Annotated in this window: 21 protein-coding genes; 11 read left to right on the forward strand and 10 right to left on the reverse strand. The window is 60.8% G+C overall.

The annotated features are described in order from the left end of the window. Nucleotides 1-2 precede the first annotated feature (2 nt). Complete coding sequence (locus tag FHW37_RS28685; RefSeq protein ID WP_145642693.1) at nt 3-1,772, reverse strand: GMC family oxidoreductase; 1,770 nt, start codon at nt 1,770-1,772, stop codon at nt 3-5. A gap of 21 nt (nt 1,773-1,793) precedes the next feature. Further along, a complete protein-coding gene (locus FHW37_RS28690; RefSeq protein ID WP_145642695.1) occupies nt 1,794-2,525 on the reverse strand; it encodes a gluconate 2-dehydrogenase subunit 3 family protein in 732 nt (243 codons plus the stop codon). A gap of 380 nt (nt 2,526-2,905) precedes the next feature. Between FHW37_RS28690 and FHW37_RS28695 the strand changes: the two genes are divergently transcribed. Next, nucleotides 2,906-3,934: a substrate-binding domain-containing protein gene (locus tag FHW37_RS28695; protein WP_145642697.1), complete on the forward strand. Its 1,029-nt coding sequence runs from the start codon at nt 2,906-2,908 to the stop codon at nt 3,932-3,934. A gap of 238 nt (nt 3,935-4,172) precedes the next feature. On the opposite strand, the gene FHW37_RS28700 is transcribed toward FHW37_RS28695, so the two are convergent. Beyond that, nucleotides 4,173-4,634, reverse strand: coding sequence for a MarR family winged helix-turn-helix transcriptional regulator (locus FHW37_RS28700; protein ID WP_145642699.1), 462 nt, complete (start codon nt 4,632-4,634; stop codon nt 4,173-4,175). A gap of 423 nt (nt 4,635-5,057) precedes the next feature. Here FHW37_RS28700 and FHW37_RS28705 point away from each other — a divergent pair, with 423 nt between their 5' ends. The 9 genes from FHW37_RS28705 to FHW37_RS28745 all read left to right on the forward strand — a co-directional run bounded on the left by FHW37_RS28705 (nt 5,058) and on the right by FHW37_RS28745 (nt 15,631). Further along, nucleotides 5,058-5,840, forward strand: a complete 783-nt coding sequence (locus FHW37_RS28705; RefSeq protein ID WP_145642701.1) for a class II aldolase/adducin family protein — start codon at nt 5,058-5,060, stop codon at nt 5,838-5,840. Nucleotides 5,841-5,924: 84 nt separating this feature from the next. Then, on the forward strand, nt 5,925-7,427 hold the full coding sequence (locus tag FHW37_RS28710; protein WP_145642703.1) for an aldehyde dehydrogenase family protein: 1,503 nt from the start codon (nt 5,925-5,927) through the stop codon (nt 7,425-7,427). Then, complete coding sequence (locus FHW37_RS28715; protein WP_145642705.1) at nt 7,424-9,226, forward strand: thiamine pyrophosphate-binding protein; 1,803 nt, start codon at nt 7,424-7,426, stop codon at nt 9,224-9,226. The genes FHW37_RS28710 and FHW37_RS28715 overlap by 4 nt, the downstream gene beginning before the upstream one ends. Continuing rightward, nucleotides 9,223-10,080: an ABC transporter ATP-binding protein gene (locus FHW37_RS28720; protein WP_246690978.1), complete on the forward strand. Its 858-nt coding sequence runs from the start codon at nt 9,223-9,225 to the stop codon at nt 10,078-10,080. The genes FHW37_RS28715 and FHW37_RS28720 overlap by 4 nt, the downstream gene beginning before the upstream one ends. Next, nucleotides 10,077-10,838, forward strand: a complete 762-nt coding sequence (locus tag FHW37_RS28725; protein ID WP_246690979.1) for an ABC transporter permease — start codon at nt 10,077-10,079, stop codon at nt 10,836-10,838. The genes FHW37_RS28720 and FHW37_RS28725 overlap by 4 nt, the downstream gene beginning before the upstream one ends. After that, complete coding sequence (locus tag FHW37_RS28730; protein ID WP_145642707.1) at nt 10,817-11,617, forward strand: ABC transporter permease; 801 nt, start codon at nt 10,817-10,819, stop codon at nt 11,615-11,617. Before FHW37_RS28725 ends, FHW37_RS28730 begins: the two co-directional genes overlap by 22 nt. Then, the gene (locus FHW37_RS28735) at nt 11,614-12,582 is read left to right on the forward strand and encodes an ABC transporter substrate-binding protein (RefSeq protein ID WP_246690980.1); all 969 of its coding nucleotides are present in this window, start codon (nt 11,614-11,616) and stop codon (nt 12,580-12,582) included. Before FHW37_RS28730 ends, FHW37_RS28735 begins: the two co-directional genes overlap by 4 nt. Beyond that, nucleotides 12,579-13,556 (forward strand): ABC transporter substrate-binding protein, encoded by a 978-nt coding sequence (locus tag FHW37_RS28740; protein WP_145642709.1) that lies wholly within the window; start codon nt 12,579-12,581, stop codon nt 13,554-13,556. Before FHW37_RS28735 ends, FHW37_RS28740 begins: the two co-directional genes overlap by 4 nt. A gap of 146 nt (nt 13,557-13,702) precedes the next feature. Then, a complete protein-coding gene (locus tag FHW37_RS28745) occupies nt 13,703-15,631 on the forward strand; it encodes an FAD-binding monooxygenase (RefSeq protein ID WP_145642711.1) in 1,929 nt (642 codons plus the stop codon). A gap of 203 nt (nt 15,632-15,834) precedes the next feature. Here FHW37_RS28745 and dld read toward each other — a convergent pair whose 3' ends face one another. The 7 genes from dld to FHW37_RS28780 form a co-directional block, all read right to left on the reverse strand. After that, nucleotides 15,835-17,559, reverse strand: coding sequence for a D-lactate dehydrogenase (gene dld, locus FHW37_RS28750; RefSeq protein WP_145642713.1), 1,725 nt, complete (start codon nt 17,557-17,559; stop codon nt 15,835-15,837). Between the two features lie 77 nt (nt 17,560-17,636). Next, nucleotides 17,637-18,965 carry a four-carbon acid sugar kinase family protein gene (locus FHW37_RS28755; protein WP_186458455.1) on the reverse strand — a complete coding sequence of 443 codons (1,329 nt, stop codon included), beginning with the start codon at nt 18,963-18,965 and terminating at the stop codon, nt 17,637-17,639. Continuing rightward, a complete protein-coding gene (locus FHW37_RS28760; protein ID WP_145642715.1) occupies nt 18,962-20,233 on the reverse strand; it encodes a ribulose-bisphosphate carboxylase large subunit family protein in 1,272 nt (423 codons plus the stop codon). The genes FHW37_RS28755 and FHW37_RS28760 overlap by 4 nt, the downstream gene beginning before the upstream one ends. Continuing rightward, nucleotides 20,233-20,787 (reverse strand): VOC family protein, encoded by a 555-nt coding sequence (locus tag FHW37_RS28765; protein WP_145642717.1) that lies wholly within the window; start codon nt 20,785-20,787, stop codon nt 20,233-20,235. Before FHW37_RS28765 ends, FHW37_RS28760 begins: the two co-directional genes overlap by 1 nt. A 24-nt stretch (nt 20,788-20,811) precedes the next feature. Beyond that, nucleotides 20,812-22,686, reverse strand: coding sequence for a TRAP transporter large permease subunit (locus FHW37_RS28770; protein WP_145642719.1), 1,875 nt, complete (start codon nt 22,684-22,686; stop codon nt 20,812-20,814). Beyond that, nucleotides 22,686-23,711, reverse strand: a complete 1,026-nt coding sequence (locus tag FHW37_RS28775) for a TRAP transporter substrate-binding protein (protein ID WP_145642721.1) — start codon at nt 23,709-23,711, stop codon at nt 22,686-22,688. Before FHW37_RS28775 ends, FHW37_RS28770 begins: the two co-directional genes overlap by 1 nt. 111 nt (nt 23,712-23,822) lie before the next feature. After that, a complete protein-coding gene (locus FHW37_RS28780) occupies nt 23,823-24,629 on the reverse strand; it encodes an SDR family NAD(P)-dependent oxidoreductase (protein WP_145642722.1) in 807 nt (268 codons plus the stop codon). A 117-nt stretch (nt 24,630-24,746) separates the two neighbouring features. On the opposite strand from FHW37_RS28780, the gene FHW37_RS28785 reads away from it, so the two are divergent. Further along, nucleotides 24,747-25,808 carry a LacI family DNA-binding transcriptional regulator gene (locus FHW37_RS28785; protein WP_145642724.1) on the forward strand — a complete coding sequence of 354 codons (1,062 nt, stop codon included), beginning with the start codon at nt 24,747-24,749 and terminating at the stop codon, nt 25,806-25,808. Nucleotides 25,809-25,819: the final 11 nt, after the last annotated feature.

Genomic DNA, 25,819 nt, shown 5'->3' on the forward strand with positions numbered 1-25,819 from the left:
TCTTATCCCTTCACCAGCGGGCCGGGGTTGTTCACATAGGTCTGATGGATGGCTTGCGCGGCACGGACGGCGAGTGCCCCCACCGTCACGGTCGGGTTGTAGCCGCCATTGTTCGGGAATGCGGAGGCGCCGACGACGAAGACATTGTGAACGTCCCAGCTCTGCAGGAACGGGTTCAGAGCCGAGGTGGTCGGGTCCGCGCCCATCACAGCGCCGCCGATCGTGTGCGACGAGTGCTGCTTGTAAGGGTTCCAGCTCTCTTCGGCCTGGTTTTCGACGATCATATCCTCGCCGCCGGCCTCGCGCATGATCTCGACCGAGCGGTCGGTCAGGTAGCGGAGCATGTTCTGGTCGTTACGGTTCCAGTCGAAGGTGAGCCGCAACAGCGGCTGGCCGTGGCGGTCGCGATAGTCCGGGTCGAGGTCGAGATAGGCATCGCGAACCGGCATCGAGGTGCCCTGGATGAAGATGCCGGCGCCCTGATTGTAATCGCGGGTATAAGCCTCCTTCCAGGCCGAGCCCCAGCGCTTCGATCCGGGGCGCAGGTTGTTCATGTTCTGGATGGGGCGGCCATTGGTGGAATAGCCCATGATCCCGGCGCCGCCGATGAAATCGAGATTGCCGTGGTCGAAATTGTCGCCGTTGAAATCGTCGATCTGCACGGCGAGGGCGCCGCCACCGATGAACGGGTTGGTGTATTTGTCGGAGAAGAAGGCGTTGACCGTGCCGCAGGTCTGGTAGGTGTAGTTGCGGCCAACCGTGCCCTTGCCGGTCGCGGGGTCGTACTGCTCGCCGATCCCGGACAGAAGCATCAGGCGGACATTGTCCATCTGATAGGCGGTGATGATGACGATATCGGCCGGCTGGAACCCTTCCTCGCCTTCCTTGGTGATGAACTTCACGCCCTTGGCCGTCTTGCCGTCGTCATGCTTGACGGCATGCAGTACCTCGGTCTCGGTCAGAAGGGTGAAGTTCGGCCGACGCATCAGCGCCGGCAGGATACAGGCCTGCGGCGAGGATTTGGAGAAATTGCCGCAGCCGTGGAAGTCGCAGAAGCCACAATAGGTGCATGGCCCCATCGTGACGCCGAGCGGGTTGACATAGGCTTGGCTGATATTGCCGGCCGGCAGCGTGAACGGATGGTAGCCCATGCGTTCGGAGGCTTCGCGGAACTCGCGCATCCAAAACGTGTCTTTCAGTGGCGGTGTCGGGTATTCGCGGGCGCGCGGACCTTCGAACGGGTTGCCGCCCGGCTTGATCTCGCCGTTGATGTTGCCGGCGATGCCGGACGTGCCGGCAATCCGCTCGAACCGGTCGTAATAGGGTTCCATTTCCGCATAGGTGACGCCCCAGTCCTGCAGTTGCAGGCCTTCCGCCTTGGCCGCGCCATAACGCTCGCGCGTCTGGGTGGCGACCTCGAAATCCCAGGGGGTAAAGCGCCATGACATGCCGGCCCAGTGCGTGCCAGCACCGCCAACATTCCAGCCGAACTGATAGGCCGACCAGTTGCGAACCGGCGCTGCCGTCTGGTCCATGCGGTTGCGGAATGTGGTGGTCTCGACGCTCATCGGCTGCAGGAGCTCGCGCCGGGTCGTCCAGCGCAGCTCATCCGGGTCGACGGCCGGCGGGAAGTCGGTGGATGTGTCGCGCCAGGCGCCACGCTCGATCGCGGTCACATTGAGGCCGGCGCGGGTCAGCTCTTCGGCCATGACCGAGCCGGCCCAGCCGAGGCCACAGATGACCACATCCGCCTTCGGACGTTCAATCGTCATAATTTTTCTCCTAAGGGGATATCAGTCTTTGGGGATCAGGCTGACCGGTTCGAGCTTGAGGTTCTCGCCTTGCCGCTCGATATAGGGACGGTAATCATATCGGGCGCCGGGGAAGCCGATCATCTTCCAGCCAGCCATGTCGCGGTTGCCGCCGTAAAGCGGATCGGCAAGATAGCCTTCGCGGGCGTTCTGCAGCATGAGTTCGAAGAACCACTTGCCCTTCACGCCGTTCGGCAGCTCGATCTTGCCTTCTTCCAGGCCGGACAAGATCTCGTCTATCCGGCCGGGGGAAAGCGCATGGAAGGCCACGCCGTCGGTCGCCTTCGCATAGGCTTCGAGCGCCTTCAGGCCATCCTCGTAGCGCTGGCGCGGGGTCTGGGTGAATTGCGGCGAGCCCATGATCGCCTCCTCGTTCTCAGGCCGGACCGGCCCTTCCAGATAGAGCGCGCGGCCTTCGCCATAACGGCCGGCCAACTGGTCGTCGAGGAACTCAAGACAGCCCGCCTCGCTTGCAGAAGGGCCGAATTTGTCGCTCGGGATCAGGCGATCGAAGACGGCTGCTAGTATCTTGCGGTCGTTTTCCTGGGTGAAGACCTGAAAACCGCCGCCCTTCATGGCGGGTCGTGGCAGATGGTCCGCAGACATCGCTGTCTGTTCGGGGAACCCTTTCAGTTCCGCTGCTGCAGCTGGAGAAACAAGGGCGGAGGTCGTCATCGCCGCCCCAAAGGAGCGAAGCAGGTCTCTGCGCTTCATGTGTAGATCCTTTCTCGCCGCAACGGTCGTATGGCCGAGCGGCAGCGTTCGCGCCGCAGGGATGTGGCGCGTTGGGAGTTGATCATGTGATGGCTGGATTATCGGGTGGGGTGTCGGATCTGGTTGGGCACGTGTCTCTGTGATCGTTCGATCATGCGCTAATTCGACGCATGGAGACTGGCAAGGCGCTAGAATTGCGTCATTGCATATTCCCTCAAAGTGAAGCGTCCGGCCGCTTAGAATACCCTCAAAATGAGGGATTTTTGATAGAAAGGCCTTCCTGATGCGTATCTGTCCGGTGGCTGGCTGCCCGAAAATTGACGCTGCTCAGGACGCTGACTAAGAGGAGCGCACCGCGTTTGGAAACGAAGGGCGCAGCCTTGTCACGGCATAAGACAATCGAAGATCTGGCACAGAAATCCCAAGTCAGTGTTTCGACGATTGACCGCATCCTGAGCGGCCGTGGGGCTGTCAAACCTTCGACCATGGAACATGTCCTGACCGTGGCCGAGCAGATCGGTTTTTACGGCACCGAGACGATCCGCAACAGGCTGCTTGGCGGCGCGCCCGAGCGGCGCTTCGGCTTTCTTCTCAACAGCAGCAACCGGCATCTCTACCGCTCGCTTGCAACCGAACTCGTGGCGCTCGTCAAAAAGAGTGTGGCGGTGAGGGGGCATGTCGTCATCCGCCATCTCGACGATACTGATCCCGATCTGGCTGCAAGCGCGCTTCTGGAGCTCGGCCGGGAATGCGATATCATCGCATGCGTCTGTGTCGATCACCCGGCCGTCAGCGGCGCGGTTGGCGAACTGGCTCTCAAGGGCATTCCGGTCATCGCGATGATTTCCGACATCTCGTCGCCGGCCAGAGCCGGTTTTGTGGGCTCCAATGACTGGCAACTCGGGCGGACGGCAGGTTGGTTTGCCAGCCGGCTGGCAAAACCGGGCAGGGCCGCGGTCCTTGTCGGTTCCGAGCGCTATACCTGTCAGCAGGTGCATGAGGCGAGTTTTCGAAGCTTTATCCGGGCGGACTGTCCCGACCTGAGGCTGACCGGCACGCGCGCAACCAACGAGTCCGACGATATCGCAAAAACCGTCATCCTGACTCTCCTCAAGGATGTCCCCGACCTGACGGTTCTGTTTGTGGCAGGCGGAGGAATAGACGGGATCTGTGATGGTCTTGCGCAGGCCGGCCGCGAGGACATTGTCGTTATCGGCTGTGAAATGACCGACAACACCCGCAGCCTGATCAGTCTCGGCGTGATCAGTGTCATACTGGCGCATCCCGTCGGAGAAATCGCGAGACAGGCTGTCGAGGCGATGATCGGCCTGAGCCTCGATCCCCCGGTTGAGCCGCATGCCGTACAGGTGACGGTCCCGTTTTCGGTGGTTGTCAGCGAAAACTGTTGACGATCAGTATGGTCCTCGGACGCTCGAGCCGGTAGGTGCTTGCTCGTATCGAATGCAATGAGAACGTCCTGACGAAATAAGCGTAGGCGTCAGGTTCGGTATGGCTCAATACCTACGTTTTAGACACCACATGTTCCATGCAGCTGTTACGATTAAATCGCGCCCACAGTTGACTATAACTTCAGGATTATCGCTTTGGTCCAATGGCCAAATTATGAAAACGAGCTTGTGCAGTCCCTTAGCCAGCAGTCTTAAGCGGAACGCGAGAGGCGTCGTTATTGCACTCGACCAGCTTCGACAACATGCTCATGAGAAGTTCGCGTTCTTCCTGTGACAACGGTTCGAGTATGCGCTCTTGCGCAAGCAGAACCTTGGGTTCGACCTCGTCGAGCAATGCCTTGCCCTGCGGTGACAGGTGAACGCGTTTTACCCGCTTGTCGTCCTTGTGGCCGAGCCTGAGGATCAGGCCTTTGCTTTCCATTCGCTCAAGCACGTTTCCGAGTGTCGAACGGTCGAATGCGATCAGCGCCGAAAGGCGGGTTGCATCGATGCCCGGATTGTCGCCGATCGCCACCAATGCTGCATATTGCACGGGCGTGATGTCGGCCGGCGCGACTCCTTCGAGGAAAATCGATACGGCGATCTGTTGTGCCCGGCGGATAAGATGGCCCGGCATTCCATAGACGTGTTGCATCGACATTATTCGTTCATTCCCTCTGGTTCGACGAGGCATGCCGCAGCGCAAACATACCAGATTGTCAGCATACGGTCGTTCTTCTGCGTGTCAAAGCCAAGAGTTTCAGAAACTCTATAATCTATTGTAATCGTTGAGATTAAGAATTGCCATCCACCATCTTCAGGATGCCTCTGAAGCCGATGATTGCCCGGTTTTTCGCAATTTCGTTTGACATGGATCAAATGATCCGCATACTGTCATTCAGTGCTCGGTCGATCTTTGTTGATTGATCGTCCGACCCGGGAGATGCGAGCGCCGGCTTGAGGAGGCCGGCACCTGCTGCAGAAAAAACATTATTCATAGACGGCCTTCGATTTCGCCCCGCGGTTCTTCGCGGCGCGAGCCTGCGCCGTCCTATGCGCTGATTGCTGGGAGGAGGAGCCCATCATGTGTCGCTCAGGAACCAATCCCGATTCCATCGCGGTCGAAATCGACGATACGGCGGATGTTTCCGCCGCACCCTCGGCTGAACTGATCAAAGAACTTGTCGCCGCCAACCAGATCCTCTTCGATCAGGGCGTGGTTGATGCCTTCGGTCATATAAGCGTACGGCACGACAAACGGCCGGATCGTTTTCTACTCGCCCGCAATATGGCGCCGAGCCGCGTTACGGCGGAGGACATCGTCGAGTTCACCCTTGATGGCGAGGCGGTCAACGCCAATGGCCGCAGGGTCTATCTCGAACGTTTCATCCACGGCGAGATCTACAAGGCGCGGCCGGATGTCGTTGCCGTGGTGCACAGCCATTCGCATTCGATCGTGCCGCTCAGCATCGTCAAGGGCATGCGGCTCCAGGCGGTTTTCCATATGGCCGGTTTTGTCGGCCAGGGCGCGCCGGTCTTCGAGATCCGCGAGGCGGGTGGCGACGCGACTGACCTGCTCGTCAGCAACAACATGCTGGGGGCGGCTCTGGCCAAACACTTTGATGGCCATGACATCGTGCTGATGCGCGGCCATGGCTCGACCGTGGTCGGTTATTCGGTCAAGCAGGTGGTCTACCGTGCCGTTTATGCTGAACTCAACGCCCGTTACCAGCTGCAGGCCATGCAGCTCGGCGAAGTGACCTTCCTGACGCCCGAAGAAAGCGCGGCCTGCGTCCGGAATGTCGAAGGCCAGGTCCAGCGTCCATGGGACATGTGGCTGGAACAAGCGCGGTCGCGCCGCAACTGACAGCAGGTTCAGCTGAAGCCGGGGCTCGTGCGATGCCTCGTTGATGTCTCAGCTCTAAACACTCGAATACATCAGGGATATGCGATGAACGAGAGAGTGGAAACACCATCCGACACGGTCGAACTCATCCTTCCGACGAGGACCGATCTCTATTATGGCGGCCAATGGCACGAGGCAATGAAGAAACGCCGTGCCGAAGTGACGAGCCCTGCGACCGGCAAGGTCATCGCCAGCGTTGCCGATGCCGACGCCTCCGATGTCGATGCCGCCGTTGCGGCAGCCCGCAAGGGTTTTGAGGAATGGCGTGCAGTGCCGCCGCTTGAACGTGGAAAAATCCTCAAGGCCATGGCCGCGGTTCTGCGCAAGAACGGCCGGGAACTCGCCATGCTTGATGCTGCCGATGGCGGCAATCCTTTTACTGAAATGCAGGGCGACGTGATGATCGCCGCTGCCCAGATGGAGTTTTTTGCGGGTCTGGTGACGGAGATGAAGGGCAATTCGATCCCGATGGGACCGACTGCCGTGAACTTCTCGATCCGCGAGCCGCACGGTGTCGTTGCTCGCATCATTCCCTTCAACCATCCGTTCATGTTCTGCGCCGGCAAGTCCGCGGCACCGCTTGCGGCCGGCAATGCCGTCATCATCAAGCCGCCGGAACAGGCGCCGCTTTCGGCGCTGCGGCTGGCCGAGCTGATCGGCGGCATGCTGCCGCCCGGTGTCTTCAACGTCATCCCTGGCGGACGCGAGGTCGGGGCCGCACTTTCGGGCCATGGTGATGTCAATATGGTCGCGCTGATCGGCAGTGTACCGACCGGCCGCGCCGTGATGAAATCGGCGGCCGAGACGATCAAGCCGGTTCTGCTTGAGCTCGGCGGCAAGAACGCCCTGATCGCCTTTGCGGATGCCGATCCGGACGAAGTGGCGACTGCCGTCGTCAGCGGCATGAATTTCACCTGGTGCGGTCAGTCCTGCGGCTCCACCAGCCGCGCCTTCCTGCATGACGATATCCACGATGCCGTCGTGGCCAGGGTCGCCGAGCGCGCCGCGCGCTTCAAGCCGGGCATTCCGACCGATCCGGCAACGACCATGGGCGCCATCGCCAGCAAGGCGCAATATGAAAAGGTCATGCGTTATATCGATATCGCCAAGTCCGAAGGCGCGCGCGTCGTCTGCGGCGGCAAGCGGCCCGATGGCGTGGAGCTTTCCGAAGGCAATTTCGTCGAACCGACCATTTTCGCCGATGTGACGATGGACATGACCATCGCCCGCGAGGAGATTTTCGGGCCTGTTCTTTCCGTTCTGCGCTGGAAGGACGAGGCGGCCATGGTGAAGCAGGTCAATCAGGTCGAATATGGCCTGACCTGCTCAATCTGGACCAATGACCTGACCAAGGCACACCGCACCGCTCTCGAGGTCCAGGCCGGTTACATCTGGGTCAACGATACCAGCAAGCATTTCCTCGGCGCGCCTTTCGGCGGTTTCAAGCAGTCCGGTATCGGGCGCGAGGAATGCCTGGAAGAGCTGATCGCCTTCACCCAGGAAAAGAACATCCACATCAATCTCAACCGGGGAGTGGCCCGGCCATGAACGATATCAGCTTCAAGACATCCGAGATCGCCGGCATCGAACAGCCACAGGCTTCGCCGCCGCAGGGCAATGCGCTGTTCGGCAGCGATGCGATCGCCGAGACGCTGCGCGCGCTCGACATTCCCTATATCGCGCTTAATCCGGGGGCCAGCTATCGCGGCCTGCATGACAGCCTGGTCAATCATCTCGGCAATGCCAGCCCGCAAATGCTGCTCTGCCTGCATGAGGAACATGCTGTCGCCATCGCCCAGGGCTGGGCCAAAGTGACCGGCAAGCCGATGCTCGTGGCAGTGCATTCAAATGTCGGCCTGTTCCACGCGACCATGGCGATCTTTAATGCCTGGTGCGACCGCATGCCGATGATCGTGCTCGGTGCGACGGGTCCCGTCGATGCCGCCAAACGTCGCCCCTGGATTGAGTGGATCCATACCGCGCAGGATCAGGGCGCGATCGTCCGCCCCTATGTCAAATGGGATGCGCAGCCCGCATCGCCTGCTGCCGCCCGCGAAGCCCTGTTGCGCGGCGCCTGGCTTGCAAAGACGGCTCCGCAAGGTCCTGTCTATATCAATCTCGATGCCGGTATGCAGGAAGAGCCGCTGGGCGAAGTCTTGCCGGAGCTGCAGCCCGGCCGTTTCATGCCGCCAGTCACCGCGACCGTCTCGGAAAGCCTGATCGACATGCTGCTCGGCATGCTCGAGGAGGCGAAGAAACCGGTCATCCTGATGGGCCGTGTCGGCCGTGGCGAAGAAGGCTGGCGGCAGCGCATCGTGCTGGCCGAGGCGTTTGATGCCCGCGTCGTTACCGATCTCAAGGTCGGCGCGGCTTTCCCGACCGATCATCCGCTGCATGTCGGCAGCCCCGGTGTCTTCCCGCTACCCGCGGCGATGGACGAGATCGCCGGTGCGGACCTGATCATCAGCCTCGACTGGGTCGATCTTGCCGGAACGCTGCGCATGGCCTGCGGCGGCGTGCCGGCGGCCAAGGTCGTACAGGTCTCGCTCGATCATGTCCTGCACAACGGCTGGAGCGCCGACCATCAGGGCCTGCCGCCGGTGGATCTGTTTCTCGCTGCCGAGCCGGATCGGCTGGTCGCGGATCTGGTCTCGAAACTGGGCGAGATGACCGTCTCGACCCTGCCGGCTGTGGCGGATCCCGAGGCAAGCAAAACATCCGGCGAGATCGCCGTGCCCGAAATGGCCGCCGTCCTTCGGCAGGTCGTCGGCGCGCGGCCTGTCTCGCTGCTGCATCTGCCTTTGTCCTGGGACGGTGCGTCCTGGCCGTTCCGGCATCCGCTCGATTTCCTGGGCTCCGACGGTGGCGGCGGGATCGGTGGCGGGCCAGGCATTGCAGTCGGTGCAGCGCTCGCCCTTCGCGGCTCGGGTCGGCTGCCGGTTGCCATCTGCGGTGACGGCGATTTCCTGATGGGTGTCACTGCTCTGTGGACCGCTACGCATTACCGGATACCGATGCTGTTCGTGATCGCCAACAACCAGTCCTTCTTCAACGACGAGGTGCATCAGGAGCGCATGGCGCGGCTGCGCGACAGGCCGGTCGAAAACAAATGGATCGGCATGCGCATGACCGATCCGGAAATCGATCTCGCCAAGATCGCCGAAGCCCAGGGTGCGACGGGGTTAGGTCCGGTCAAGTCGATGGACGAGCTGGAAGCCGTCTTCAATGAAGCGATTGCTGTCGTTGATGCCGGGGGTGTCGCGGTCGTCGATGTCCGTGTCATCACCGGTTACACGCCGGCGATGGCGAGCGCCCTGACCCGATCGTCCAATGGGGGCAAGCCATGATTGCCGAAAGAGATATCGCCACCTCCGTTGCGCCGGGCGCAAAACCTGCCCCATCCGGCCCGCCGCCGCTGACCGTTGAGAACGTCACGAAACGGTTCGGCGAGGGCCCGACTGCCCTGACCGCCGTCGACTCCGTGTCGTTCACGCTGGATGCCGGCGAATTCGTGTCGGTGATCGGCCCGTCTGGCTGCGGAAAATCCACGCTGTTCCACGTCATTGGCGGCCTGTCCGATGTGACGCAGGGCATCGTGCGGGTGGAAAACGAAACGATCAACGGCCCGCATCCGGCGGTCGGCATCGTGTTTCAGGAGGAATCGACCTTTCCCTGGCGCAATGTCATCGACAATGTCGCGTTCCCGCTCGAATTGCGCGGCGTCTCGCGCAGCGAGCGGCACGCCGCAGCCTCGCATTATATCGACATGGTCGGCCTGCACGGTTTCGAAAAACGGCTGCCGTCCGAGCTTTCGGGCGGCATGCGGCAACGCGTGTCGATCGCCCGCACGCTGGCGGCCAAGCCGCGTATCCTGCTAATGGACGAGCCCTTCGCGGCGCTCGACGAACAGACCCGTCTTCTGCTCGGCGACAAGGTGCTGCAGATCCAGCAGCAGCTGAAACAGACAACACTGCTGATCACCCATTCGATCACCGAGGCCGTGCAGCTTTCAGACCGCATCCTGATCATGAGCTACCGCCCAGGCAGGATAAAGCGGATTGTCAATGTCGATCTGCCGAGGCCGCGCACCTCGGATGTCGTCAGCAGCCCGGAATTCGGGGCGATCGTTGCCGACATCTGGGCGGACTTACGCGAAGAGGCGAGCCGCGGCCTGCAGGAATCCGAACGGGGACAGGGATGAAACGAGTTCCGATCATCAGCCCAGCCTTCCTGCTCAGCATCGGCACGATCGCTGGCCTGCTTGTGATCATGCAGGCGCTGATCATGACGGAGATCGTCAGCCCTTATGTCGTGCCGCTGCCGTCCGATATAGCCGCAAGCTTCTGGCGGGTCATCGTCGAGGAAGGAGTTCCCGGCCGCTTCGCCGTGACCGTCGGCGAAACCTTCGCGGCAAGCCTGCTGATCCTGATCGTCGGCATTCCGGTCGGATTGCTTCTCTACCGTTTCGGCAAGCTTCGGCTCGCCTTCGAGCCCTGGCTCGCGGCCATGGCCGCAGCACCGCTGGTGCTGGCCTATCCGCTGTTCCTCGTTCTGTTCGGTCGCAGTTCGCTCACGATCATCATCATCGGTTTTACCGCCGGCGTCGCGCCGGTGGCGCTGAAGACGATCGAGGGGTTTACCTCGACGCGGCGTGTGCTGATCGACGTCGGCCGCAGTTTCCGGCTGACACCGGCCCAGGAATTCCGCCAGATCCTGCTGCCGGCAGCACTACCGCAGATCTTCGTCGGTCTGAGGCTCGGCCTGATCTTCTGCCTCATCAATATCGTCGGGGTCGAGTTTCTCATCAATCTCGGTGGCCTCGGCCAACTGATTAACGACCTTGCCGAACGTTACGATCTGCCCGGCACCTATGCGGCGATCTGTTTCGTGGTCTGTGTCAGCATTCTTTTCTTCGCCGTTCTCGACAGGGGTGAAAAATGGCTGCAACGACGCGGGTAACCGCCGCTCCCGCCCGGCTTAATCTCAGCGTTTCGGCCATTCGTGTCATCGGCGCGGTCGTCATTCTGGGCATATGGCAGCTCCTTGCCCTGTCCGGCCTGTTTTTCCGCGATGTCGTTCCGCCGCTGCAGAATATCGCGGGTGGCCTGATCAAGCTGCTCGGCAGCGGCGCCTTTTACGCCAATCTGGCTGTGACCGGTTTCGAGCTCATCCTGGCGCTGGCGATCGGCGGCATTGCCGGCCTCGTCGTCGGGCTTCTCCTCGGCAGCAGGGCGCTGCTGTCCGATGCCTATGAAAGCTGGCTGAGTTATCTCGGTCCGACGCCGAAGATCATTCTCTTTCCGGTGATGATCATGCTGTTCGGGGTCGATTCCGGCTCGAAGATCGCGATGGGGGCCATCTCCTGTTTCTTCCCGATCGCTATCAGCGTTGCGGCCGGCATGCGCGGCGTCGATCCGACGCTTCGGCGTGTCGGGCGGTCGCTGCAGGCCAATAGCTGGCAGATGTTCTTCAAGATCGAGCTGCCGGCCATGGCAGCACCTCTGGTCAACGGTGTGCGGCTCGGTTTCGGGGTTGCCGTCATCGGCACGCTCCTGGCCGAGACGAAGCTCTCCAACCAGGGCATCGGGTTCATGATCATCAACGCCTATACGCGTTTCGACATGCCGCAAATGTATGCCCTGTTGATCGTCACGATCACTTTTGCCGCTGTCGTCAATGCTTTCGCGGAGCGTATCGCAAAACGCTTCGGCGGAGCTGGTTCTGGGAGGAAACCATGATGATGAAACTGAAACATGTAGTGCTGACAGCACTTGCGCTGGCATTGACCGGATCGGTCTTTGGGGGCGCGGTGCAGGCAGAAGAATTGAAACTGGCCGTCGGCCAGCGCGGCGCTTGGGATACGTCTATTTCCGAAATGGCGAGCCGTTCTGGTATCTTCAAGAAACACGGTCTCGACGTGCAGATCCTTTATACGCAGGGCGGTGCGGAAACGCAGCAGGCCGTCATGTCGCGCAGCGTCGATATCGGCGTTGCGGTGGGCACGCTGGGTGCGCTCGGTGTTGCCGCCAAGGGGGCGCCGCTGCGGATCATCGGCGGTGAGGCGACCGGTTTCGGCGAGCTCTACTGGTATGTGCCGATGGCGTCACCGATCAAATCGGTTGCCGACATGGCCGGACATACGGTCGGGTATTCGACCGCGGGTTCGTCTAGCCATACGCCGCTTCTGCTGATGGCGAAGGAAAACAAGATCGAGCTCAAGCCAACTGCGACGGGTGGCCTTGCGCCGACGCTGACCCAGACCATGTCCAGCCAGGTCGATGTCGGCTGGGCCGTCGCGCCCTTCGGTCTCGACCAGCTCGACAAGACGATCCGGATCGTTGGCCGCGGCGCCGATGTCGTTTCCGCCAAGCAGCAGACGACGCGTGTGCTGATCACCCATGCGGCGACGCTCGGCGAAAAGAAGGCGACGATCGACAAGTTCCTCGATGCCTATAGGGAAACGATCGACTGGATGTATTCGAGCCCTGACGCGATCAAGACGTTTGCGGCTTTCGCCGGCATCAGCGAGGCGGCGACGAAACGCACGCGCGACGAGTTCTTCACCAAGGCGGCGCTCGATCCGGGTACCGTCAGCGGCCTGCCTCAGCTGATGGCGGACGGGGTGCAGTTCAAGTTCCTGTCTGCCCCGCTGTCGGAGGAACAGCTTGGCCAGATCATTCAAATCGGGAGGAAAGCACAATGAAACGTCGTGATGCCCTGCGCCTGATCGGCGCCACGGTGCCCGCCCTCGCCTTGAGGCCGGGATCCCTGTTTGCCGCCGAGGATACGTTCAAGCTCGCCATCGGCCAGCGCGGCAACTGGGAAAATTCCGTCTGCGAACTCGGCCAGAATGCCGGCATCTTCAAGAAGCACGGCGTGACGCTGGAACTGCTCTACACCGAAGGCGGCGGGCAGACCCAACAGGCGGTCATTGCCGGCAGCGCCGATATCGGAATCGGCGTCGGCACCTATGGCGTCATGGGCGCCGCCGCCAAGGGCGCGCCGCTGAAGATCATCGGCTCGTCGATGACCGGCGCGCACGATCTCTACTGGTATGCCAAGACCGATGGCGGCATCGCCACGATCAAGGAGGCGGCCGGAAAGACCGTCGCATATTCCACCAACGGTTCCTCGACCAATCTCGTCGTGCTCGGCTTGCAGAAGACACTCGGGATAAAGTTCAATCCGACGGCGACGGGCAGCCCTTCATCAACCTTCACTCAAGTCATGTCCGGCCAGATCGATGTCGGCTGGGCCTCGCCACCCTTCGGCGTTAAGGATGTCGATGGCGGACGCATCAAGATCGTCGCACGTGGCAGCGATGTGCCGGAATTCGCCGACCAGTCTGTGCGGGTGATGATCGCCAATGCCCGTTCCTTCGAGGGCAAAGCGGATGCCTATGGCCGTTTCATGAAGGGCTATCGTGAAGCGCTGGACTGGCTTTATGCCGATCCCGCCGCTCTCGACGCCTATGCTGCCTGGGCAGGCGCCGATGCGGCGCTCGCCAAGAAAGTGCGCGACGAATTTTATCCGAAACAGAACCTGCAGCCCGACAAGGTCAATGGCCTCGACAAGCTGATGGTTGACGCAGTGACCTATAAATATCTTCCGGCGCCGCTGGATGCCGGCCAGCTGACGAAACTGGTCGTCGCCGGCACCGGCCCGCTCGCACCCTAACACGAACGGTCGTGGGTTTGATCGGTGGTTTCTGCCGCCGATCAAACCACGGTCTCCACAGACAAAACCGGCAATGCTTTTCGTCGCGGCTGAGAGCTTCGGCGGCAAGACCTTGCTGTCATTTTTCCCATTGAAGGCAGATGGCGATGCAATTTCATTTGAATGGTTTTCGGACAGGCGACCCGACGATTTCGGAGCCATCTCAGGAACGGTTGGCCGGCTGCGGCGGGTCCGTGCCGGACGAGGTGGATGTGCTGATCGTCGGCTGCGGCCCGGCCGGCCTGACGCTTGCCGCACAGCTTGCCGCCTTTCCCTCGATCAGGTCGGTTATCGTCGACCAGAAATTGGGTCCGCTGCAGCTCGGTCAGGCGGATGGCGTCGCCTGCCGGACGATGGAAATGTTCGAAGCTTTTGGGTTCGCCGAAAAGGTCCTGAAGGAATCCTACTGGGTCAATGAAACCGCTTTCTGGAAGCCGGACGAGGTAAACAGGAACAATATCGTTCGCCAGGGTCGTGTCCAGGATGTCGAGGACGGGCTGTCGGAGATGCCGCATGTCATCCTCAACCAGGCGCGGGTCCATGATTTCTATCTCGATGTCATGCGCCGTTCGCCGAGCCGGCTCGAGCCGCATTACGGACGCCTGCTCACCGAACTCGTGATCGATGCGGATCCTTCGAACGCCTATCCCGTCACGGCGCGTTTCGAACGGGCAGACGAGGGGCACAAGGGCGAGATCGAGATGGTCCGTGCACGATACGTGGTCGGCTGTGATGGCGCCCGCAGCACCGTGCGCCGCTCGCTCGGGCGCGAGCTGAAGGGCGATTCCGCCAATCAGGCCTGGGGCGTCATGGACGTGCTTGCCGTCACCGACTTTCCCGATATCCGCCTCAAGGGTGTCATCCAGTCGGCCGACGAAGGCAGTATCGTGCTGATCCCGCGCGAGGGCGGATATCTGGTGCGCATCTATGTAGAGATGGACAAGCTTGCCGCAAACGAGCGCGTCGCCAGCAAGAATATCACCGTCGATCACCTGATCGCATCAGCGCAGCGCATCCTTCGCCCCTACACGCTGGACGTCAAGGAAGTCGCTTGGTGGTCGGTCTATGAGATCGGCCAGCGCCTTTGCGACAAGTTTGACGATGTGCCGGAAGACGAGGTCGCGACACGCCTGCCACATGTCTTCATTGCCGGTGATGCCTGCCATACCCACAGCCCCAAAGCCGGACAGGGCATGAACGTTTCTATGCAGGACGCATTCAATCTCGGCTGGAAACTGGCGGCCGTGCTCGAGGGCCGCGCGTCGCCGGATCTGCTGCACAGCTATTCCAGCGAGCGCCAGTCGATCGCCCGCGAGTTGATCGATTTCGACCGGCAATGGTCTAAGATGCTGAGCACCCCGCTCAAATCCTCTTTCAATCCGGATGGCGTCGAACCCCAGGAGGTTCAGGAGTATTTCATTCGGTCGGGGCGCTATACGGCCGGTACGGCGACACGTTACGCTCCTTCGACCCTGACGGGCGATACGACACATCAGGATCTCGCCACAGGGTTTTTGATTGGAACGCGATTCCACTCCGCACCGGTCATCCGTCTCGGCGATGCCAAGCCGGTCCAGCTCGGCCACGCGGCGAAAGCGGATGGTCGCTGGCGGATCTACGCCTTTGCCGGCGAAGGAGACCGCGGACAAGTTGGCGGTGAGCTCGCGACACTGAGCGAATTCCTGCAAGCCTCGCCGGCCTCTCCCGTCGGAAAATACACGCCGGCACAAAGCGACATCGATTCCGTCATAGACCTGCGTGCCGTATTCCAGCAGCCGTATCGCGATCTGGCAATTGAGACCATGCCGGCGTTGCTGCTACCTGCAAAAGGGAGGCTTGGATTGCGAGATTACGAGAAGATATTCTGCCCTGACTTCACAAACGGCAATGATATCTTCGATCTGCGCGGGATTGATAGGAAGTGCGGCTGCATGGTGATCGTTCGCCCTGACCAATATGTCGCTCACATTTTGCCTCTTGATGCCTACTCTGCCCTTGCGGACTTCTTCGGCGGATTTTTTAAACTGCCTCATTAGGGGATACTGACTTCGCCAACAGAAACCGGGAAGCAACGAGCGCATATTGGAGCCTTTGGCGGCTCTCTCGCTCTGAAATCAAGTATCTGATTTCGGCGGAATTGGTGAAGACAGAAGGTTTGCTAAGAATTCGGATCTCACCAAAACCAGAAGGCTATTTCTGGCAACAAAATGTCGAAGGCAATGACGCTTCAGACCTGAAATCATAAGGCTTGGTGCGCGTCTCTATGCTCCTTGCAGCCACGAGAGCAGCCATAATACGAAAACTTCGACATCTTCCCGATGCCGGGATTAAAGCTGTTGGTGGGGTCGAGCGAGGCGTAATGGCTCATTAGAGCAGGTTCCGCCGCGTAGACGTGGCCGACATTGTGTTCTGCCGGGTATTTTGCTCCGCGTGCATCCAGAATTTTCAACATGGCCTGCTTAAGTGCAGACGGATCGCAACCCTTTTTTACGGCATAGTCCTGGTGCAGTACATGGCATAGAAAATGGCCGTAATAGATCTTCTTCCCGATCTGGGTGTCGAGTTCGGGTGGCAGCTGCTCGAACCAGTCGTCGTCGTTACGCTTCAGGGCGATATCGAGTGACAGGATCCCCTCCACCCTGTCAGGCCTGACAGCGCCGTAGCGGATGGCGGCGCCTGCGGCCGCGAAACGGTGCAGCATCGCCTTTTTGGTTTCCTTGTCGTCGCAGGCAAACCAGCCGTCGGATCCGACACAATCCAGCAATAGCGTCTCGGTCTGCGCAACCATAGAACCAGGCACCTTCAAAATCAGATGATGCTCGAAGCGATCGCGGAAATCCAAAAGCCGTCTGGGGAGCGCCTCGGGCAAGAGAGCCGATACCGCCTGCATGAACCGGTCTGTCAGGTTCCGCGGCAGAAACCTGATTTTCTCGAGCCGCGCATCAATTGCTCCCTTGAGTGCGAAAAAGGCTGGCAATCTGTCGGTGCCGAGCCAGTGGATCATCAACAGTACGTCCTTGCCGTAGCGATGCGTCAGGTCGAAACAGTCGCGGTGGAGATATTCGCCACTGATCGGTAATTCCGGCAATTCTGTCAGCAGACGTCTACGTAGGGAGGTCAGTACCGACGACTTGTTGGTGCCGATGTAATAGACCTTGGCGCCCGTCTCTGCCGGAAAGGTATCCAGCCTTACCGCAAACACGGCCACCTTGCCGGCAGAACCGGAGGCCTCGAACAGACCGACCGGATCGGAATTGTAACGGGCCGGCGTATCGGCATCGACGGCGCGCAGTCTTGCGGCATATCCACTGTTGGAAGCATGGCCGGCCCCGTGCCCGACGCTGGCGGGATCGATATCGCCCCGATCCAACCGCCCGAGTATCTCTTCCGGCGTCTCGCCGAGCTCGATGTCCAGATGATTGACGAGCGTCAGCTCGCCCTCCGCGGTCACTTGCGCATAAAGTGCAAGCTCGGTGTAGACAGGCCCGCGGCGGACCAGTGCCCCGCCGGAATTGTTGCAGACGCCGCCGACGATCGACGCGCCGATGCAGGAGGAGCCGATGACCGAATGCGATTCGCGCCCATAGGGCCGCAGCAGCTTTTCAAGCTCAAACAGCGTACCGCCCGGATGGCTGACGACCTGCCGCCCGTGGTCGAGAACATGCAGGCGGTTGAGCCGAAGTGTCGAAATGATGACGACATCGCGGTCGTAACTGCCGCTCGGTGTGGAGCCCTCGGTCAGGCCTGTATTGGCCGCCTGCAGGATGACGATGCAGTCCGCTGCAACGATCAGCTGGAGGACCTTCCACATTTCGAGCAGGGTGCCGGGAAGGACGACCATGGCGGCCTCTCCCTCTCCCGAGCGAAAGCCTTTTCGGAAACGCTCCGTCTGGCGTGGCTTCGTCAGGCAGTAGCGTTCCCCGACAATGACCTCGATCGCCGGAACGAGGGGATGCTTGCTCATCGTTCTTCTCACACTTTGCCGAGCTGTTCGCGCCAACGCTTTCAGTCGTGATCCTGCCACCTTAGCAGTCCCGCTATTTACCGCACGCCACCCAGTAATCTTTCGAACAGGTCTGGACCACCCATCTGGCCGCCCTTCAGCATCAGCTCAAGGCCGTCGATCCGCTTGTCCTCGGAGTTCGCCCTGGTCAGCGTGACACCTTTCGACAGCGTCCCGGCAAAACCCAGCGCCCAGATGTCGAGAGCCTCCACGGCAAGGCTTGACGTGTCGCCGCCTGCGACACCTGCCCTGCGAACGAAAGGCGCACGCCGCAATACATCGGCAAGCAGCCGGCCTCCGGCCTGCGCGACCGAAAGCTGCGATGGGCCGCCATCCGTCATTCTGCCCGTATGGGCAATGACCGAGTGGCCTTGCCGCAGCAGGCTCGCACACTGTTCGGCGGTGGTGGCTACTGCGGCGCCATCAGATACGATCGACGGGATATCGAGCGCCACCGATCGGTAGCGTGCATTTGATCCACCGGCGAGTGCGGTCTCCACCTGGGCTGCGGTCAAAGCTGATTGGCTGCCTGCGAGCACGAAGACCGGATCGCGCGCCGGAGCGATTTCCAGCGCAGGCACTTCTGCGGTGCAGAGCCCGATCTCGCGCCAATGCGCAATCACAGCTTCCGCAACGCTGCTCGCGCCGACCGCAAGCAGCGGGGCCGAATGTGCCGACTGCCAAAGTTGCCTGCCAATGCGCTGGAGATGCCCAGTCTGGAGCACATCGAACATGACGGCGCGGCCCTCTATCGCTGCAATCCTAGCATCGAGCGCTTCGTCTGACGCGCTATCGAGTTGGCGCCAGTCCACCAGATCGATATCCGGCACGCCCTGCTTCGACAGATGCAGCCGCAGATCAGCCTCCGACATCGGAGTGACCGGATGATGGGCCATGGTCGGATGGCGGTCGATGCGAAAAACCTCGCCGCCAGTGCCAGCGGCGGCAAACAGGTTGCCGAAAGCACAATATCGCCCCAGGCTCGGCTGGCCGCCGACAATGGCGCGGAGTGGGTTCGGCATATAGTGTTCAAGAGTCCGGATGGCTTCGCCAAGGCTGCCGAAAGTCGGAGAACTGTCGAAGGTCGAGCAACATTTGTAATGCAGCAGCGTAATTCGCAGCTCTTGCGCAAACCGGCCGACCGGATCGACCTCCCGTCGAAGTGCCTCGGGCGGCATGGATCGCGCAGCGCCGGCAATACCCAGGGCATCGAACGGTCCAACGGCCGCGAGGCGCCCGAGATCCGGCACCCCGAGGCAGAGCAGTGCTTTCAGGCCGGCCTCGGCGAATGTCGCGAGCGTGTCGGAGGCGCCGGTAAAGTCATCGCCATACCAGAGATATTTGATCGCCTGCCTGTCGCCTGTCACTTCGACCTGCCGAAAAATGAAAGCGCCGCGGCAAGGTTGGGCGCTTCTGCCGCCGCCTCGGCCAGTGTCTGACCTGCCGCGAGCGCTGCCCAAGCCTCGTGCAGGCTTTTTACGCCTGCAGTCGGGCCTTGAGGGTGAGCGAGGATGCCGCCGCCGCACATGAAAAGAAAGTCGCCGCTCGGCACGGCTTTCGCCGTCTGGGGCAGGGTGCCTGCCCACTGGCCCGAGGAAAAGGCGGGCATGACGATGTCGTCTCTATCGGCCGGATCCGCGAGCGGCGCCAGACTGTCATGCGCGCCCTCGATCACTTCCGAATTCGGCTGCGAGAATTTGCCGTCCAGACCGTGGACATGCATGTGATCGGTGCCGGTCAGCCTCCACAGCGTCTGATAGGGCTGGAAATCCATGCCGAGCGCTGGGTGGCGGGACATCATGCCGAAACCATTGCGGTGCCCGTGGATAACGAGGTCGGTGTGCCGTCGCAGCGCCTGCACGGACGAAAACCCGGCCCAGTTCAGGCTTACCATCACACAGGTGCCGCCTTCGCGGGCGACGAGATCCGCATGCCTCAGCATCGCCTCGTGCTCATCGCTGATGTTGAAGGCGACCATGACCGCCTTGCCTGTCTTGTCCTGCCAGCGCCGGACGTGATTCATCACGGCCGGGATGCGCTGAGCGATCGGGGCATGCTCGGAATCGGCGTTGCACTCGTCGTCCTTGATGAAGTCCACACCCGCTTCACAGAGTTCACCAACGAGCGTACCCGTCTCCTCCGCAGACAGTCCGACATTCGGCTTGATGATCGTTCCAATCAGCGGCCGTCCCTCGACCTGCGTCAGCATGCGCGTCCCGCGCACGCCGTGGCGGGGACGTTCGAAGCGGTTGCGGAACTCCGACGGCAGATCGATATGCTCGAGGCGCAAGCCCGTCGTCCCACCGAGATCATAAAGGTTGCCAGCAAGTGTCGCCGCGAGCGTCGGCAAGTTGCGGCCGATATTGGCGGGCGGAAAGGATACGGTGACACGTGCTCGCCGCCACGGCCCGCCGCGCCCCTGCCGCGACAGAAGAGCATTCGGCAGGCTCGGTTCGGACAGTGGTTCCAGCTCCTCGATTACCTCCACCGTGGCGCGGGTCAGTGCCTTGAGATCCTCGCTCTCGTTGGCAACCCGCACGAACGTTCCGCTGCTCTGCTCGCCGGCCAGCACTTCGGCAACCTGCATGGGCTCATCGGGTGTCTCGATGAGATAACGCGCCTTGATCCGCTGCATCAGAGCGTTCCCAGATCCGGGAACGCCCGCACCGGATCTGAGCCGTCCCACCCGACGGACGCTTCGCGGATGAGATTGAAAAGTCGGCCTTTCGGGCCTGCGACCTCAGAAAGTTCGATCACCGTGCCTGGATGGACAATGTTGCCGGGTGTCTTCTTCTCGAAATAGACGAAGCGCCCGTTGCTGCCGACTTCGCCGGTCATGCAGACTTCAAAACCTTCCTGCGTTGCGCGTGCCAGGTCGGCGTCGAAATTTTCGGTCCAGTAAGCGAAATGCTGGACACCGGTAAAGCCGGCACGCTGAAAATCGCGATACATGGACGGGACATCGTTGCGGGTCTGGAGCAGCTCGATCTGCAGCCCGCCGGCATTGGCAAGTGCGACGGAATTGTGCGGCTCATGGGGCTCGCCACGATAGGTGTAGTTTACGATCGGAACCTTCGGATTGTAATAGAAGGGCCCGACGCCGAGTACTTCCGTCCAGTAGCGCATCGCGTCCTCGATATCCGGAACGAGATAGGCGACCTGTCGAATTTCACCAAAAAACCTGCTCATGCGTAAATCCAGTTCTGTAAAATGTCAGAGAAATCCGATGGAGAGCCACGGCCAGGCGGCGATCACGACGATGCCGATCGCAAGTGCAGTCATGTAGCCCCAGATTGGCCGCATCCCGAGGCTCGGATCGACCTTGCCGATAGCGCAGGCGGTGTAATAACCGACACCGAATGGCGGCGCGAAAAGCCCCAGACCCATAGAAAGCACAACGACGATTGCATAATGCACCTCGTGCACCCCCACTTGATGGGCAATCGGGAACATCAGCGGGCCGAACAGCACGATCGCCGGAATGCCTTCCAGAAGGCTGCCGAGAATGACGAAAACGAGGATCGACACCGCCATGAAGGTGACCTGTCCGCCGGGCAGGCTGGCGATGAAGGTCGCCAGGTTCGAAGCAAAGCCGGATTGGGTCAGAGCCCAGGCCATGCCTGTCGCCGCGCCGATGATGAAGACGATTGCTCCGGAAAGAGCAGCGGTCTCGATCAGCATCGGGATGAGCCGTTTTGCGTCGAAGCAGCGATAGACGAAGATCCCGACGATCGTGGCATAGGCGATGCCGATGGTCGAAACTTCGGTCGCGGTCGCGACACCCTCGACCACCGCCGTGCGCACGATGATCGGAAGTGCCAAAGCCGGAAGCGAATAGAGGAAGCTCCACCAGATTTCCTTGCGGCTTGCGCGGACGATGCCGGAGAGGTCTTCCTTGCGGTATCGCCACCAGACGACGAGGCAAAGCGCCAGCCCTAGCAACAGGCCGGGAAGCATGCCACCGGTGAAAAGTGCCGCGATCGATACGCCGGTGACCGAACCAATGGTAATCAGAACAATCGATGGAGGCACTGTTTCGGTCTGCGCCCCGGTTGTTGCGAGAAGTGCAACGAGATCGCCCTGGTCGGCGCCGCGTGCCTTCATTTCCGGAAACAGGACCGGCGCAATGGCCGCCATGTCGGCGGCCTTGGAGCCTGAAATGCCGGAGACCAGGTAGATGGCACCGATCAGCACATAGGAGAGGCCGCCACGCACATGGCCGAGAAGATTGGCCAGAAAGCGCACCATGGCGCGCGCCATGCCGGTCATTTCGATCAGCAGACCGAGAAAGACGAATAGTGGCACGGCAAGAAGGATCATGTGCGACATGCCTTCGTCCATACGCCCGACCAGCACGACCATGGGAGTGCGGGTGGTCAGAGCCATGAAGCCGAAGGTCGACAGCGCAAAGGTGAAGGCGATGGGCACGCCGGCAAACACGCCTGCGCCGACGATGACCACGAAGAAAACGATGAGATTGAGTTTGCCGAGCGGGACCAGAATGGGACTGGCGAGCCACATAGCAACGCACAGTACGGCGACCAGGCTCACCGCCTTGGCGACGGTGGTGAGATCGGCGCGCGTGACAAGCCTCAGAACGGCAAGAACAATCATCAGGCCGACACCGACGGGCAGGGCGGCTGCACGCCAGGCATTGCTGATCTCGAGTGCCGGCGTGGAAACGATCGCCTCGCGGCCGGCATATTTATAGGCCGGGTAAGCTATCAGTAAGAGAAAGGCGAGTGCAGCACCCTGCGCCACCATTTCCAGAAACACGCGCGTCTGGGGTTTTGCATAAGAGACGAAGGCCGTCATGCGCATATGCTCGCCGCGCCGCAAGGCGACGGCGGCCCCCAGCATGGACAGCCACAGGAAGAAGATTCCCGCCAGCTCGTCCGACCAGACGATGGGTGCGCGAAAGATGTATCGCGCAACCACGCCGCTCAGGAGAATAGCGATATCGCCGAAGGCAAGCGCCGCGGCTGCTATCTCCACGCAGCCGCCGACGCCCCGTTCCACCTGGCCGATGACAGCCCGCCATCCCGAGGCGGGCCGACTGCCGGCTTCAAGCAAGACCCCGCCGCTCATCAGAGCTTCTTGCCTACGCTGGCTTCCAGCAAAGCCCAGGCTTCGTCACCGAACTTGCCCTTCCATTCGTCGTAGAACTTGGCTTTCTGGAGCTTTTCCTGAAAACTGTCGGCGGACGGTGCGTTGAAGACCACGCCCTTGGCGGAAAGATCGCCTTCGATGCCCTTGTTGATCTTCTCGAGATCGGCGCGCTGCTGGATGCCTGCCTCGTTGAAGGCGCGTTCGATGATCGTCTGCAGATCGTCCGGCAGCGAGCTCCAAGTGTCGCCGTTGAAGGTGAAATGATAACCGTCCCAGCTGTGATTGGTTTTCGAGCAGTATTTCTGCACTTCGTAGAGCTTGGCCGTCTGCATGATGGCCAGCGGATTTTCCTGTGCCTCGACGATCTTCGTCTGCAGCGCCGAATAAACCTCGCTGAATTGCAGGCTGGTCGGCGAGGCGCCGAGCGACTTGAACAGCGAAACGCCCATGGCGCTGACCGGAACGCGGATGGTCAGGCCGGAAAGATCGGCGGCATTGGTGATCGGCTTGCTGCTCGTGGTGATCTGCCGGAAGCCGTTGTCCCACATTTTCGAGAATGTATGGAGGCCGATCTTCGTGAAGGCGCCGCGGATATGATCGCCAAGCTTGCCGTCCACCGCGCCCCAAATCTGGCTGTAGTCGCTGAAGGCGAAACCGACCGCCGTGATGGCGCTGATCGGCGCAATGGTGGCAATCACCATCGTGCCGGGCGTGAACATATCGACGCCGCCGCTGCGAACCTGGCCGAGCATGTCGGTGTCACCGCCGAGCTGGTTGTTCGGGAAGATGGCGATTTCCACCCGGCCATTGCTTTCCTTGGCGACACGTTGTGCAGCCTCGGCGGCACGAATGTTCAAGGGGTGGCTGAGCGGCAGGTTGTTGGCGTATTTCAACGAGAATTCAGGTGTCGCTGCAAGGGCCAGATGTGGTGCGCCGAGCACCATTCCGGCGACCGGCAGGGCTGCCATCTGCTTCAAAACCGTACGACGGGTAAACGTGGTCATCTTAATCCTCCTCCAAAGATCACATTTTCAATTTGGATGATCCGCCGGAATGGAAATCTCCTACCCACATTCCAGCGGAAACCATCAAGCTCAATCAAAAACCATCAATGATCAGCCGCACCTTGCATGCATGCCGCCATCGACCAGCAATTCAACGCCATTGATATATTTCGCCTCGTCGCTCGCGAGGAAGACCGCGGCATGGGCAACATCCCAGCCATCCCCCATGCTGCCGGTCGGCGAAAGCCGGTTACGGGCGGCGACCATCTCGTCGCGGCCAGCATAAAAACCCGAGATCTGACTATATATATGCGGGGTATCCATCACGCCCGGTAGAATGCAGTTGGCGCGAATGCCCTTTGCTGCATATTGCAGGGCAATGCTCTGGGTAAAGCTGTTCACGGCGCCCTTGCTGGCGGCATAGGCGCAATAGGCATAACCGGTCCAGCGAACCCCGCCGAGAGCACCGATATTGACGATCGCGCCGCTTCCCTGAGCTTCCATCACAGGCAAAACTGCCTTGCAAGTCAGGAACATGCTCTTGACATTGACCGCCATGACCTTGTCCCAGGTGGCCTCTTCGGTCTCCACCGGACCGCCTTGCGATGTAATGCCGACATTGTTGTGCAGGATGTCGATCCGTCCGAACGCGTCGAGCGTCTTGTCGATGCATGCCTTGATGTCCGAAAACGAAGTCGCATCGGCGACCATGGCCTGAGCGGTGCCACCTTCCTCGCGGATAATCTTCTCGGTGACGGCAGCCGCATTGCCATTCACGTCGATGACGGCGACTTTGGCGCCCGCCCTCGCAAATGCAACGGCAACCGCCTTGCCATTGCCCCATCCCTCTCCAATCGAGCCGGCACCGAACACTGCGGCAGTTTTGCCGCGCAGCCGCCCCGCAAGCGCATTTTCCACCGCAAGCCTCCTCGCCTATTTGGTGAAACATAGATATATTATTGATTGAAATAACAGGCTTGAAATGCAGAAGCAATCAAATTATTTGATGTAATTTGATTGAATTAGAGGTGAGAGATGACGACTGAACCCGCTGGCGCCGAGATATTGGGACGCAAGGTGAATATCGCTGAGCTTGCGGCGGCTGCGGGCGTTTCCACCGCCACGGTCGATCGCATCCTCAATCAGCGCGGTGGCGTACGCCAGCCGACGATCGACCGCGTCATTCTGGCGGCCGATCAGCTCGGTTTTGCGCTGCCGGCAACGATGCGCAGGCAGGCGCCGGCGATGCGTCTGTCCTTCGTACTGCCTGTCGCCAACAACAAGTATCTCCGGCTGCTTGCCGACACGATCCGGCAATCGGTCGAGGAGTTGGAGCAGTATAATGTTCGCTGTCAGGTTATCCCGATCGCAAGCTTCAATCCTGCCGTGCTGGCCGAACATCTGATGCAGCTTGCAGCGACAGAGGATGGCATTGCCTTCATGGCGCTGGAGCATCCGCTTGTGCGCGAGGCGGTGAAGACCCTGTCGGGCCGCGGCATTCATCTGCTGACCCTCATATCCGATATCTCCAACGCGCCTCGGGCAGCTTTTGTCGGCATGGACAACCGGTCTGCCGGCCGGACCGCGGGCCTGCTTCTCGGCCGCTTCGTCGGTACATCGACGCAGGCCGGCAATAAGGTCGTGATGTTCGCGGGGTCACTCAGCTATCGCGGCCATGAGGAACGCGAGATGGGTTTCCGGCACATCCTGAACGAGGCCTATCCGAGACTCGAGATCATCGGGTTACGCGAGGGGCATGACGATGCCCACAGCAATTACAAGATCGCATCGGCTCTGCTCGAGCAGCACCCGGACATTATCGGGATCTACAATGTCGGCGGCGCCTCGGAGGGTGTTGCGAGGGCGCTGGTGGAGGCGAACCGCCATCAAGATGTTGTCTTCATCGGCCATGGTCTGACGGCGGAGACCCGTGCGTTGTTGGTACAGGGAACGCTGGATGCCGTCATCAACGTGACGCCGCTGACACTGATGCGAAATGCCGTTCGCATCTTCAACAACCTGCGCGAGGGCCGCGAACCAACGGTTGGCGTGGAGGCCGCGCCGATCGGTATCGTTCTACGGGAGAATCTGCCTTGAGGCTTGGCAAA

It is taken from the genome of Neorhizobium alkalisoli, from assembly GCF_007829835.1.
GTDB lineage: Bacteria > Pseudomonadota > Alphaproteobacteria > Rhizobiales > Rhizobiaceae > Neorhizobium.